This window comes from Pseudoxanthomonas taiwanensis (assembly GCF_010093135.1).
Classification (GTDB): Bacteria; Pseudomonadota; Gammaproteobacteria; order Xanthomonadales; family Xanthomonadaceae; genus Pseudoxanthomonas; species Pseudoxanthomonas taiwanensis.
Genome location: NZ_PDWK01000013.1, coordinates 38,944 through 51,930 on the forward strand (window position 1 = coordinate 38,944; position 12,987 = coordinate 51,930).

Genomic DNA, 12,987 nt, shown 5'->3' on the forward strand with positions numbered 1-12,987 from the left:
GCGGGCCGGACCGCCGTCACGCCGTGCTGTCGCGCCGTTCAGTGGCGCGTGGCGTGGGCCGGCACCGCCGCGGCCAGCCGCTCCAGCCCGGCGCTGCGCGGATCGCCGCACAGGCCGCGCAGCACCTCCACCAGCTCGCGGTAGCCCTCGGCCAGCTGGCCGAACAGCGCCGCGTAGGCGCTGCGCCCGGCCTCGGCCACCTCACGGTACGCGCCGCGGCCCAGTTCCACGAAATAGTCCACGCTGACCCGGCGCCGCGCCGCCAGGCCGGGGAACAGGCCGGCGATCAGCAGGCAGCGGTCGCCGACGTCGCGCAGCGCGTCGGCGCGCACCTGCCCCGCCTGGCCCAGCGCGTGCAGCCAGTCCAGGGCCTGGGTCCGGGCCAGCAGCGCACCGTCGTTCTGGAAACGCAGCAGCACGAACACGAGGTAGCTCTCGCGCGTTTCGTCCAGCGGATGGCCGGCGCGGCCGGCCGCCTCGTGCACCAGCGCCTGCCACAAAGCGGCCGGCGCCCCCTGGCTGAAGTTGGCGGACATGGAACTTCTCCTGCGACTTGCCACCACCTGCCCACGAGCCTAGTACGGCCCGCGGGCCGGGTGTTGGCAGCCGCCGGCGGCGAGTGCCAGCCCCGTTAAGGCGTTCAGGTCACGCCGGTCTCGCGCGCCAGCCGCTCCAGTTCCTCGGCCAGCAGTTCCGGGTGCAGGTCGAACTGGTCCGACAGCAGCAGCTCGCGCGCGGCCTCCCTGACCTCGATGCGCTCGGCCTGGAGCAGGTCGCCATCGCGGAACAGCTCGATGTAGCTGTCCAGCACCCCCGAGAGCGTGCCCAGCGCGGTGTCCGGCGCGGCCAGCACCAGCTGCAGCCCCAGCGAACGCAGGTAGTTGGTGGTGGCGCGGGCGTTCTGCGCGTCGATCTTGTCGCCGAACTCGTCCAGCAGGATCACGCCCATGCCGCCCGGGTTGGCCTCGTTCTTGCCGTAGGCGGCGGCCAGCGCGGCACCGGCGATCACGTACAGCGGTGCGCGGTGCTCGCCACCCGAGCCGGAGCGCATGCGCTCGCTCAGGGTGCCGATCACCCGGTCGTCCTGGCGGATCTCCACGCCGAAGTGGAAGAAGCGGCGGTAGTCGTCCAGCGGGGAGGCGGCCAGCTTCGCGCTGGCGCTGTCCTCGATCAGCTGGCGGAAGGCCTCCGGCACCTGTCCGGCCGAGCCGAACAGGGTGTCCTCGGCCCCCACGTCGGCCACCTTCCGGATGAACTGGTACAGCTCGCGGTACTCGGGCACCACCTCGTAGTGGAAGCGGTAGCGCTCGTTGTTGGAGAAGGCCGGGCTGTTGCGCAGGGTGCGGTTGAGCGAGTCGATCTGCGCCTTCAGCCGCACGAAGTTGTCGTGCAGGGTATTGGCCACGTTGGAGCGGAAGGTCTCCACCGCCGTCTCGTAGGCGCGCTCGGCCTCGGCGCGGTAGTTGACCAGCTCCGACTCGCGCAGCTGCACCAGCTCCTGCTGCATCAGCGCGCGCGCCGCCTTCCACTGGTCGGCGGCCAGCTCCAGGTCCAGGCCGTGGCTGCCGGCGTAGCGCTGCAGCTGGCTCCAGGCCTCCGGCAGCAGCGCCGCCAGCTGGCGGTCGTTGTCCTGGGCGCGGCGCTCGCACAGGTTGCGCGCCTCCTCCAGACTGGTGCCCTTGGCTTCCAGCTCCTCGCGCAGCTGCTCGACCCGGTTGGGATCCACGTGCGGGTCGCGGAAGGCCTCCACCGCGTTGCGCGCGACGACCTCCTCCTGCGCCTGCAGCGCGCGCAGCAGGCCCTCGCGCCGTTCCAGCTCGCCCTGGGCCAGCGCCTCGGCGCGCACCAGCGACTCGATGGCCGCCTCGGCCTCCTGGATCCTGCGGCGCAGTTCGCCGGCGCGCTCGCCCAGGCGCAGCAGGTCCGGGTCCATGGCCTCGGCATGGCTGCGCTCCAGCGCGCGCCAGCGCGCCAGCACCTGGCGGTATTCCAGCAGCAGCTCGTGCAGGCCGCGCGCGGCGTCCTCGCCCTCCAGGCGCGCCAGCTTCTGGCGCAGCGCCTCGGCGCGGCGCGCCTCCGGCTCGCAGCGGCGCAGCTCGCGCTCGGCCTCGTCCAGCTCGGCGCGCAGCAGGCGCAGGCGCTCGCCGTCCTGGGCCACGCCGATCTTCAACTCGCCGCTGGAAGGCAGGCGCCGGCGCTCGATGCCACCCCCCTTGGCCACCAGGCCGTCACGGGTCAGGCCCTGGCGGGCGCGCACCACCTCGGCCTCGGTCTCCACGCAGCGCAGGTCGCCCAGCTGGCGGCGCAGGTAGGCCACCGCGTCGGCATTGTCACCCTCGATCAGGGCGGCGACGCTGTCCGGCGCCGGGTGCTCCAGGCGGTGGCTGCGCGCCTGGCTGGGCAGGGCCAGCTTGACTCCGTACACCGCGCGCGCGCCCTGCAGGGAGCGGTACACGCGCACTGCATCCTCCTCCTGCCCGGCCGGCACCAGCAGCGCCTCGACGTGGCTGCGCAGGTAGGCCTCGATCGCCGGCTGCCAGCTCTTGTCGGTGACACGCACCAGGTCGCACACCGGGCGGGCCTCGATGCCGGCCTCGCGCAGGTGGTTGAGCAGGCGCATGACCTCGTCGCGCAGGCTGACCTGGCCGGCGTCCAGGCGCTGGCGGTTGCCGCGCGCGGCGTCGCGGCGCGCGCGCGCCCGCTGCCAGGCCTCGTGCGGCTGCCGCGCCCAGGCCGCGATCGCGGCCTGCACCGGCGCGGCCGCGGCCAGCGCCTGCCTGAGCCGGGCATGGAAGGCATCCGGGGCCGGGCCTTCGCCATGCCCGGCCGTGGCCACCTCCTCCTGCAGCGCCCGCAGCGGCTCCAGCGCCTGCGCCAGAACGGCCCCGTCCACGCCCGGCAGGCGCAGCGCGGCCACTTCCTCAAGCGGCCCGCGAAGCTGCTCCAAGCGGCGCAGCAGTTCGGCCTGCAGGCGCTGCAGCTGCTCCTGGTCGCGCGCGGCCAGTTCGCGGAACGAGGCCTGCTCGCCGTAGCCGGCGCTGCCCTGCAGCTGCTCGCGCACCCGCTCGTACTCCTCCTGCAGGCTGCGCCGCTCGGCGCGGGCCTGCTCCAGCGCGCGGCCGGCGGCGGCCAGCTGCTCGCGCCCGGCCTCCACGTCGGCGCCGGCCTGCTCGACCTGCTCGCCGAGCAGGTCGCGGGTGTACTCGGCGGCCAGCGCACGGTAGGAGGCCGCGCGCACGGCCTGTGCGGCGACCTTCGCGTACTGCGCGTCCACCGCCTCGGCCTCGGCGATGCGGCGCTCCAGCTGTTCGATACGCTCCTTGATCTGGCGGAAGCTGTCCAGCAGGGCGCGGAAGCGGGCCACGTCGGTGGGCCGGTCCTCGGCCACCAGGGTGCGCACGAACAGGTCCACGTCCTCCACGCGCTGAAGGTTCAGCGCGTTCTGGAACGCCTTGCGGTAGGCGTTGAAGTCCACGCCGGCGCCGGGACTGGCGCGCAGGCGGTGCAGCAGGTCCTTGACGAAGCGCTCGCCGCTGGCGTGGAACTCCGGTGCGGTGCTGGCCTGGCGGCAGCGCCTGGCCGCGCGCTCGCGGAAGCGGCTCCATTCCAGCGGCAGCTCGCGGCCGTCCACCCGCTCCAGGTGCTCGTCCAGCTCCAGGGCCACGCCCGGCAGCAGGTACAGGCCATGCTGGCGGTGGTCCGGCTCGTCGGCCGAGGCGCCCAGGGCGATGCCGGCGCTCAGCGGCGTGCCGGTTTCCTCGTCGCGGAACACCAGGGTGATGTAGGTGGTGGCGGTGCGCCGCTTGCGGCCGTCCTCGCCGCTGCGGTACACGCCCAGGCAGTAGTCGCGGATGCTGCGTGCGCGCGCCTTGCCGCCGGCCTGGGCGTTGAAGTGGATGTGGCGGCGGTCGCCACCCAGCAGCACCAGCTGCAGGGCGTCCAGCAGCGCGCTCTTGCCGGCGCCGTTGGGCGCGATGATGGCGCTGGTGCGGTCCAGCTCGAGGGTCTTGGCCTCGAACAGGAAGTACTGCACCAGGTGCATGCGCTCAAGCAGCTGCATGGTCGTCCTCCGTGTCCAGGGTGTCGGCGTCGGCATCCTCGTCCGTCCCGTCCGTGCCCAGGTTGTGCTGGTCCAGGCGGTGCAGCCACTGCTCGCCGACGATGTCCACGATCGCCGGACGCACCACCAGGTGGAACGGCTGCAGCTCGTCCGGTTCGCCCTCCACCAGCCGGCACACGCCCCAGCGGCGGGCGGTGGCGGCCAGCGCGCGCAGCGCGCCGATTTCCGGCATCGGCCGGCCGGTCAACGCCGGCCAGGCCTCCTGCAGGTCCGGCAGTTCCACCACCACCTCGCCCGAGTCCTCGACCAGGCCCTGCTTCATGCCCTCGTCGTAGCGCTGGCGCAGGACCAGCAGCAGCAGGGTCTCGTCCAGGCGCACCGGCGTGCCCTCGCCGTGCCTGGGCAGGGCGACCACGTAGCGGTGGCGGGCGTTGCGTTCCAGGCGGATGCCCAGCGGCTCGAGGGCGGCGGCGAAATCCTCCAGGTAGGCCTCCACCAGGTGGTAGGCGCTGCGCGAGCGCGGGTCGCTGGCATAGAGCACCTGCTCGGTCACCAGGCGGTAGGCGGCGCGCTCGAAGTCGGCCACGGTGTACAGGCCGTTGGACTGCTGGCTGAGGGTGTTCCAGGTACGTTTCATGCGGGATCGGACTCGGCCGGCGCGGCGGGGCGCGCGGCGGTGGTGGCGGCCTGGCGGCCGGCGACGTGGCGGACGACGAAGCGCGGGGCGCGCAGCCAGCCGTTGTCGCCGCGCTCGCCGCCGTCGACCAGTTCGACGCGGAAGCCGCGCAGCAGGCGGTGCAGCGGGTCGTCGCGGCGCAGGCCGCCGGGGCGGTTGCCGCGCAGGGCCAGGGTCAGCAGGGTCTGGTAGGCGCGCAGGTCCTGGATGGTGGCGATCTCCAGGCGCGTGGAGTCCACGCTGCCGCCCGGTGGCAGCTGGCGGCCGACGTAGGCGGCCATGTCCTCGGCGGTGACCAGGCGCACGCGCTTCATCCGCCGCAGCAGGCTCAGCCGCGCGTTCTGCTCGGGGCTGGGCCGGGCCGGGCTGTTGGCACTGCGCGGGATCGGCTGCGGCCGGAGCCGCGGCGGGCGCAGCTGCGATTCGTCCATCAGCGGCCCGGGGCCGACCGGCAGGCGCAGCGCCCCCTCCGGCGCGGCCAGGGCGCCGCGCGCGGCGCGCCGCAGCAGCACGTCCAGGCGGTCGGGTGCGCGCAGGCGGTAGTCGAGGAAGGCCAGCGCGCGGCGGTTGGCCTGGCGCACGTCCTCGTCCAGGCGGGCCAGGTATTCGTCGATGCGCTCCAGCTCGCGCAGGCGCATCAGGCTGCGCTGCAGGCGCTGCTGGGCGCGCGTCCCGTCGCCGTCGGTGAGGTGGGTGCGGTACCAGTCGAGCATGGCCTGGCGCAGCGGGCCGGTCTCGATCTGCTGCACCAGCAGCAGGATCTGCGCGCGCCGTGCCAGCGGGTGGTCGGCGCGGTGCAGGTCGGCGTAGTCGCGGATGAAGAACTGCGCCACGTAGCGCTCGAACCACTGCCGGGCGAACTGCGCGGTGGTCTCCGCGCGCACCAGCTCGGGCATCAGGTCGCGCACCTGCAGGCTCATCGAGGCCAGCGAGGCCAGCAGCCGGCGCGCCTGCTCGGCCGCCTCGTCCAGCGCCTCGGCGCCGGCGCGCCCCTCTGCCACCTGCTGCAGCTGCAGTTCGATGGAGCGGATCTTGGCCGAGACGAAGGTCGGGCCGCGCTCGGCGAACTCCACCAGGGTGGCCAGCAGCTGCGCCATCACCGGCGGCATCAGCACCATCTCACGCGCGCCCAGCCTGTCCTGGCGCAGCCAGCCGGCCTGGCGCAGGCGCTCGTACACGGCCACCGCGCGCGCGGCCAGGCCCTCCTGCAGCGGCGCGCCGTCCTCGTCCTCCCAGGCCTCCTCGGCCAGCAGGTAGCGCTCCAGCGCGCCGACGATCTCCCGGCGCGGGAAACCGTGGCTGGGCGGCAGCGGCGCGTCCGGGCCGAAGTACTCGTCGAACAGGCGGCCCAGCAGCCGCCAGTAGCGCTCGCGGCTGGGCGAGGCCAGCGGCCCGAAGGCGCCGGCCGGCACGTGCGCGAACAGGGACGGGAACGCGGTACTGCTCAAGCGGGAATCCTGCCGGGCGCCAGGCCCGGATCGGCCGCCATTTTCCCAGATCGGCGCCATGCCCGCGCAGGCGGCGGCGGTTGACCGGTCGCCGGTGGACCGGCTACCTTCTCCGCGCCGAAGGTTTCATCGCTTCATCCAGATGTAGCGATGAATTAAAAGGGAAGTCCGGTGCGTCCTGCCCTGCAGGACAATTCCGGCGCTGCCCCGCAGCGGTAATTGGAAACGAACCCCGCCATCGCACTGGCCCACCGGCCGGGAAGCGGCGGACAGTAGGCACGCGGCCCCGGCCGCCCGTCCATGAGCCCGAAGACCTGCCCCGGCCGGAAGACGCGTCCGTCTTCCGCCTGACCTGGAGCCTCCGCGGGGAGGTGGCCGGAGGCATCGCGTGGCCGTGGCCACGCAGTGTTCCCGCGCCCGTCCCCCTGGCTGCTCCGGCTCGCCCGCGGGGGCGAAGGTCGCCATGGCGGCGTGCGCGGTGTCCAGCCGCGCACGCCGCCGGTCCTTCGTTCCTCATCGTCCACGCATGAGGAATCACATCGATGACACTGACCACCAACCTCGGCTTTCCCCGCATCGGGCCACGCCGCGAACTGAAGCGGGCCCTGGAAGCCCACTGGCGCGGCGAGCTGCCCGCCACGCAACTGCTCGACACCGCGCGGGAGCTGCGCGCCCGCCACTGGCGGCTGCAACGGGAGGCCGGCATCGACCTGCCGCCCTCCAACGACTTCTCGCTGTACGACCAGGTCCTGGACACGGCGTTGCTGTTCGACGCGATCCCCCGGCGCTACCGCGCCGTGGTCGAGGCGGCACCGCTGGCCGGCTACTTCGCCATGGCGCGCGGACTGCAGCGCCCGGGCATCGACCTGCACGCGCTGGAGATGACCAAGTGGTTCGACACCAACTACCACTACCTCGTGCCCGAGCTGGAGGCCGGCCAGGACTTCGCCCTGCGCGGCGACACGCCGGTGGCGCAGTACCTGGAGGCGCGCAGGCTCGGCATCGAGACCCGGCCGGTCCTGATCGGGCCGGTCACCTTCCTGTGGCTGTCCAAGACGGTCGACGGCAGCGACCGCTTCGCGCTGCTGGACCGGCTGGTCCCGGCCTATGTGCAGCTGCTGGAGAAACTGCACGCGGCGGGCGCGGGCTGGGTCCAGGTCGACGAGCCGGCGCTGGTGCTGGACCTGCCGGAGCCGGTTCGCGACGCCTGCCGCCGGGCCTATGCGGCTCTGGCAGCCGGCCCCCGGCCGAAACTGATGCTCGCCTCCTACTTCGGCGCGCTCGGCGACAACCTGCAGCTGGCCGCATCGCTGCCGGTGGACGGCCTGCACCTGGACCTGGTCCGCGCCCCCGAGCAGCTGGAAGCGGCGCTGGATGCGCTGCCGCCCGGGCGCATGCTGTCGCTGGGCCTGGTGGACGGGCGCAACGTATGGCGCACGCGCCTGGACAACGCGCTGCTGCTGGCGCGGTACGCGCGCACCCGGCTCGGCGCGGACAACGTGTGCCTGGCGCCGTCGTGTTCGCTGCTGCACGTGCCGGTGGACCTGGACGCCGAGAACGGCCTGGATCCGGAACTGCGCTCCTGGCTGTCCTTCGCCAAGCAGAAGCTCGGCGAGATCCGGGTGCTGGCCGATGCCCTGGATGGCCACCCTGGTGCCGAGGCCGCGCTGGAGGACGCACGCCTGCGCCACGCCTCGCGCCGCGCCTCCACGCGCGTGCACCGGCCGGAGGTGGCGCAGCGCGTGGCCGCCATCGACCCGGCGCTGGGCCGCCGCGTCTCGGACTACCCGGCGCGCCGCCAGGCCCAGCAGGCGGCCCTGGCATTGCCGCCGTACCCGACCACGACCATCGGCTCCTTCCCGCAGACCCGCCAGGTGCGCGAGGCGCGGGCGAAGTTCAAGTCGGGCAAGCTGGAGGGGGCGGCCTATGAGGCGTTCCTGGAGGCGCAGATCGAACAGTGCGTGCGCTTCCAGGAGCAGGTCGGGATCGACGTCCTGGTCCACGGCGAGTTCGAGCGCAACGACATGGTCGAGTATTTCGGCGAACAGCTGGACGGCTTCGCGTTCACCAGGCTGGGCTGGGTGCAGAGCTACGGCAGCCGTTGCGTGAAACCCCCGGTGATCTTCGGTGACGTGGCGCGGCCGGCGCCGATGACGGTGCGCTGGGCGCGGTACGCCCAGTCGCTGACCTCGCGCCCGGTCAAGGGCATGCTCACCGGCCCGGTGACCCTGATGCAGTGGTCGTTCGTGCGCGACGACCAGCCGCGCGCGGACACCTGCAGGCAGATCGCACTGGCCCTGCGCGACGAAGTCCTGGACCTGGAGGCGGCCGGCATCCGGGTGATCCAGATCGACGAACCGGCCCTGCGCGAGGGGCTGCCACTGCGGCGCGCGCACTGGGACGCCTACCTGGAATGGGCGGTCGAATGCTTCCGCCTGTGCGCGTCCGGGGTGGACGATGCCACCCAGATCCACACCCACATGTGCTACGCCGAATTCAACGACATCATCCAGGCGGTGGCGGCGATGGACGCGGACGTGATCTCGATCGAGACCTCGCGCTCGCGGATGGAGCTGCTGGATGCCTTCGCCAGGTTCCGCTACCCCAACCAGATCGGCCCGGGCGTGTACGACATCCACTCCCCGCGCATCCCCACCACCGCCGAGATGGTGGAACTGCTCGGCAAGGCGCGGGAGGTGCTGGCGCCGGACCAGCTGTGGGTGAACCCGGACTGCGGGCTGAAGACACGCGGCTGGGAGGAAACGGACCTGGCGCTGCGCAGGATGGTCGAGGCGGCCATGGTCATGCGCGAATCGGCCGCCCGGTGACGCGGCGGGGGGGCGTCCCCGCGCCACCCTGCCGCGGGCCGCGCCGGGGGCCATGGCGCCCGGCGCGGTGCAGCGCACCCGCGCCGCCCCGGCCGATGCCGGCTACTCGACCGTGACCGACTTGGCCAGGTTGCGCGGCTTGTCCACGTCGGTGCCGCGGGCCAGGGCGGTGTGGTAGGCCAGCAGCTGCACCGGGATGGTGTGGATCACCGGGCTCAGCACGCCGGCATGGCGCGGGGTGCGGATCACGTGCACGCCCTCGGAGGCGGTGAAGTTGCTGTCCTGGTCGGCGAACACGAACAGCTCGCCGCCGCGGGCGCGCACTTCCTGCATGTTGGACTTGACCTTCTCCAGCAGGCGGTCGTTGGGGGCGATCACCACCACCGGCATGTCCGCGTCCACCAGCGCCAGCGGGCCGTGCTTGAGCTCGCCGGCCGGGTAGGCCTCGGCGTGGATGTAGGAGATCTCCTTGAGCTTGAGCGCGCCCTCCAGGGCGATCGGGTAGTGCAGGCCGCGGCCCAGGAACAGGGCGTTCTGCTTGGCGGCGAAGCGCTCGGCCCAGACCTGGATCTGCGGTTCCAGGTTCAGCGCGTGCTGCACGCTGCCCGGCAGCATGCGCAGCTGCTCCAGGTAGTCGGCCTCCTGCTCCGGGCCAAGGCGGCCGTGCAGCTTGGCCAGGACCACGGTCAGCTGGAACAGCGCGGCCAGCTGGGTGGTGAAGGCCTTGGTCGAGGCCACGCCGATCTCGGCGCCGGCGCGGGTATAGCAGACCAGCTCGCTAGCGCGCGGGATCGCGCTCTCGGGCACGTTGCAGATGGACAGGGTGTGGCGGTGGCCCAGCGCCTTGGCGTACTTGAGGGCCTCCAGCGTGTCCAGGGTCTCGCCGGACTGGGAGATGGTCACCACCAGGTGGTCCGGATCGGCCCAAGCCTCGCGGTAGCGGTACTCGCTGGCGATCTCTACGCTGCACGGCAGGCCGGCGATGGCCTCGATCCAGTAGCGCGCGGTCAGGCCGGCGTAGTAGCTGGTGCCGCAGGCCAGGATCTGCACGCCGCGGACCTTGCCCAGGACCTCTTCCGCCCCGGCACCGAACAGGGCCGGCCGGAAGCTGCCGGCGTCGATGACCGCCTCGATGGTGTCGGCGATGGCACGCGGCTGCTCGTGGATCTCCTTCTGCATGTAGTGCCGGTACGGGCCCAGCTCCAGCGAGGCCAGCGACACGTCCGACACGTGCACCTCGCGCTGCACCTGGCGGTCCTGCGCGTCGAACACACGCACGCCGGCGCGGGTCACCTCGACGGTGTCGCCCTCCTCCAGGAAGATCACCCGGCGGGTGGCCTGGACGATGGCCGACACGTCCGAGGCCAGGAAGTTCTCGCCCTCGCCCAGGCCCACCAGCAGCGGGCAGCCCATGCGCGCGCCGACCAGGCGGTCGGGCTCGCGCAGGCTGACCACGGCCAGGGCGTAGGCGCCGGTCAGCTCCTTGACCGCGGCCTGCAGCGCGCCCAGCAGGTCCTTGCCGCTGGCCATGTAGTGGTGGATCAGGTGGGCGATGACCTCGGTGTCGGTCTGCGACTCGAACTCGTAGCCCAGGCCGCGCAGGCGCTCGCGCTGCTCCTCGTGGTTCTCGATGATGCCGTTGTGGACCAGCGCCAGCTCGCCGTGGCTGATGTGCGGGTGGGCGTTGGCCTCGGTCACCCCGCCATGGGTGGCCCAGCGGGTGTGGCCGATGCCCAGGCGGCCGTTGAAGCCCTCGGCGACCGCCGCCTGCTCCATCTCCGCCACGCGCCCGGTGCGGCGCACGCGGCGCACGCTGTCCGGATCGGCGACGGCGATGCCGGAAGAGTCATAGCCGCGGTACTCCAGGCGCTTGAGGCCCTCGACCAGGACCGGAACCACGTCGCGATCCGCGATCGCGCCAACGATGCCGCACATTGCGCTGCTTCCATCCGTGACAAGGCCCGTGATTCTAGCCGAGCGGCCCGGCGCACCCGGGCGCCGCGGCGGGCGCGGCCGCCGTCCGGCCAGCTTCCGGACAGCTTGGCCGGAATTGTCCGGACCGGCCCGCCGGCGGTGTCCGCGCGGGTGTCCGGCGGACACCGCGGACACCGTGAACGGCGGCGGACACCCTTGCGCATCAATGGCTTGCGCTTGGCACGGGGCCTGCACAGGCAGGAGGGACACCACACCCCCGGACCCGCATGATCCGCGACACCTCCGCCCAGGACCGCCCCCTCTCGACCACTCCCGTTCCCCGCTGGCGCCGCTGGCTGTGGCCGGCCGCCGGCGGCGCGGTCTCCAACAACGAGCTGGCACGTGCCCGCGACGCGCTGGAGAAGGCCCGGATCGGCCTGGAGACCTCGGCCGGCGCCTTGCGGCGACCGGCCCTTCCTTTTGCCGTACCCGTGACCGGGCGGCTCAGCCGCCGGTGGCCTCCTCCGCCATCTGCGCGGCCACCTGCTCGGCCTGGCGCAGCACGCGTAGGATGTTGCCGCCCCAGATGTTGGCCAGGTCCTGCTCGCTGTAGCCAGCCTCCAGCAGGGCCTGGGTGATGCGCGGCAGCGCGGACACGTCCTCCAGCCCCTGCACGCCGCCACCGCCGTCCCAGTCGGCACCGATGCCCACGTGCTCGGGCCCGGCCACCTCGAGGATGTGCAGCAGGTGGCGCATGTAGTCCTCGAACGTGGCCTGGGCCAGCGGGTAGCGGGCGTCGATGGCGTCGCGCTCGCGCAGGTAGGCGGCCACCTGCTCCGGCGGCAGCTTTTCGTAGTCGCCGAAGCGCGCCTCCAGCTCGTCCATGGCGCGCTTGCGCTCCGGGCTTTCCTCGCGCGGGATGAGGTAGCCCGGATAGGCGTTGACGTGGATCACACCACCCTTGGCCGCCAGCCTGCGGATGCGCTCGTCGTCGATGTTGCGCGGATGCTCGTACACCGCATCGGAGCTGGTGTGCGAGAGCACGATCGGCGCGCGCGACAGCTCCAGCAGCTGGTCGAACACCAGGTCGCTGGCATGCGAGGCATCCAGCACGATGCCCAAGCGGTTGGCCTCGGCCACCAGCGCCTTGCCGGCCGGGCTCAGGCCGTTCCATTCCGGCGCGGAGTTGGCCGAATCGCCGAAGTCGTTGTTGCCGATGTGGGTGATGCCCAGCATGCGCAGACCCAGGGCGTGGTAGGCGGTCAGCAGCGTGGGATCGCTGGCCAGCGGCGAGGCGTTCTCCATGCTGATGAACACCACACGCTTGCCGGCCGCGGCGATGCGGACCGCGTCGTCGGCGCTCAGCGCCAGCTCGAAGTGCTGCGGATGGGCCGCCACCATCTCGCGGATCTCGACCAGGCGCTTGAGGCCGTGGTCGCGCGCCCGGCGGTTGCCTTCGGGGGTGCGTTCGCCCTGGCCGGTGTAGATCACCCAGAAGCCGCCGTCCAGGCCGCCCTTGCGCATGCGCGGCAGGTCCACCTGGGACAGGTCGCGCTCGTGGCTGTGGTCGTCGAGGATGCTCCAGCCGGGCCGGGCGAAGTTGGCCGGCGTATCCAGGTGGGTGTCCAGCACCAGCAGGCGCTCGTGGATGCGCGCGGCCTCCTGCGGATCGACCTTCTTCCCGGCGGCTTCGGATGCGTACGGCCAGGCTAGGGCCAGGCTCGCGGCCAGCGTCGCGGCTACAACTGCTTTCATCGGCTCTCCCCCATGACAGGTCCGCCGATTGTTGGCGATGCGGGCCGCCGCGTACAGGTACGGAAGTCCTGCTTCCCCCGGGGGCATCCGCCTCGGCCCGGTACATGGCCGGCGCGCCCTTTCCGTCTTCGGGTTTGTGGGGGTGACGGGTGGTCAGGTGGGGCTGCGTCTGTCGGGGTGTGGGTTTGGGCTGGCGCAAAGAAGAACCCCCAGGCTTTTGGCCTGGGGGTTCGGGGTAAAGACCCTGGCGATGACCTACTCTCGCATGGGAAGCCCACACTACCATCGGCGCTGTTGCGTTTCACT

At 72.6% G+C, this 12,987-nt stretch carries 7 protein-coding genes and 1 riboswitch; of the genes, 1 reads left to right on the forward strand and 6 read right to left on the reverse strand.

What is annotated here, in order from left to right; genetic code table 11:
- Nucleotides 1-38: 38 nt before the first annotated feature.
- From CR938_RS04120 to CR938_RS04135, 4 genes are all read right to left on the reverse strand, one after another.
- On the reverse strand, nucleotides 39-536 hold the full coding sequence (locus CR938_RS04120) for a hypothetical protein (protein ID WP_162123799.1): 498 nt from the start codon (nucleotides 534-536) through the stop codon (nucleotides 39-41).
- A 104-nt stretch (nucleotides 537-640) separates the two neighbouring features.
- The gene (locus CR938_RS04125) at nucleotides 641-4,060 is read right to left on the reverse strand and encodes an SbcC/MukB-like Walker B domain-containing protein (protein WP_162123800.1); all 3,420 of its coding nucleotides are present in this window, start codon (nucleotides 4,058-4,060) and stop codon (nucleotides 641-643) included.
- Complete coding sequence (locus CR938_RS04130; protein WP_162123801.1) at nucleotides 4,047-4,697, reverse strand: DUF4194 domain-containing protein; 651 nt, start codon at nucleotides 4,695-4,697, stop codon at nucleotides 4,047-4,049. Before CR938_RS04130 ends, CR938_RS04125 begins: the two co-directional genes overlap by 14 nt.
- Nucleotides 4,694-6,184: a Wadjet anti-phage system protein JetA family protein gene (locus CR938_RS04135; RefSeq protein WP_162123802.1), complete on the reverse strand. Its 1,491-nt coding sequence runs from the start codon at nucleotides 6,182-6,184 to the stop codon at nucleotides 4,694-4,696. The genes CR938_RS04130 and CR938_RS04135 overlap by 4 nt, the downstream gene beginning before the upstream one ends.
- Before the next feature lie 103 nt (nucleotides 6,185-6,287).
- A riboswitch (cobalamin riboswitch) is annotated at nucleotides 6,288-6,520 on the forward strand.
- 206 nt (nucleotides 6,521-6,726) lie between these two features.
- Here CR938_RS04135 and metE point away from each other — a divergent pair.
- The gene (gene metE / locus CR938_RS04140) at nucleotides 6,727-9,012 is read left to right on the forward strand and encodes a 5-methyltetrahydropteroyltriglutamate--homocysteine S-methyltransferase (RefSeq protein WP_162123803.1); all 2,286 of its coding nucleotides are present in this window, start codon (nucleotides 6,727-6,729) and stop codon (nucleotides 9,010-9,012) included.
- Nucleotides 9,013-9,114: 102 nt separating this feature from the next.
- On the opposite strand, the gene glmS is transcribed toward metE, so the two are convergent.
- Together glmS and CR938_RS04150 are read right to left on the reverse strand one after the other, a co-directional pair.
- Nucleotides 9,115-10,947 carry a glutamine--fructose-6-phosphate transaminase (isomerizing) gene (gene glmS, locus CR938_RS04145; RefSeq protein WP_162123804.1) on the reverse strand — a complete coding sequence of 611 codons (1,833 nt, stop codon included), beginning with the start codon at nucleotides 10,945-10,947 and terminating at the stop codon, nucleotides 9,115-9,117.
- A gap of 483 nt (nucleotides 10,948-11,430) precedes the next feature.
- Nucleotides 11,431-12,681 (reverse strand): dipeptidase, encoded by a 1,251-nt coding sequence (locus CR938_RS04150; protein ID WP_162123805.1) that lies wholly within the window; start codon nucleotides 12,679-12,681, stop codon nucleotides 11,431-11,433.
- Nucleotides 12,682-12,987 lie beyond the last annotated feature (306 nt).

Bases quoted from the DNA above. Each gene is read 5' to 3' on its own strand.
- glmS (WP_162123804.1), bottom strand. From the start codon at position 10,947: ATGTGCGGCATCGTTGGCGCGATCGCGGATCGCGACGTGGTTCCGGTC.
- CR938_RS04120 (WP_162123799.1), bottom strand. From the start codon at position 536: ATGTCCGCCAACTTCAGCCAGGGGGCGCCGGCCGCTTTGTGGCAGGCG.
- CR938_RS04125 (WP_162123800.1), bottom strand. From the start codon at position 4,060: ATGCAGCTGCTTGAGCGCATGCACCTGGTGCAGTACTTCCTGTTCGAG.
- CR938_RS04150 (WP_162123805.1), bottom strand. From the start codon at position 12,681: ATGAAAGCAGTTGTAGCCGCGACGCTGGCCGCGAGCCTGGCCCTAGCC.
- CR938_RS04130 (WP_162123801.1), bottom strand. From the start codon at position 4,697: ATGAAACGTACCTGGAACACCCTCAGCCAGCAGTCCAACGGCCTGTAC.
- metE (WP_162123803.1), top strand. From the start codon at position 6,727: ATGACACTGACCACCAACCTCGGCTTTCCCCGCATCGGGCCACGCCGC.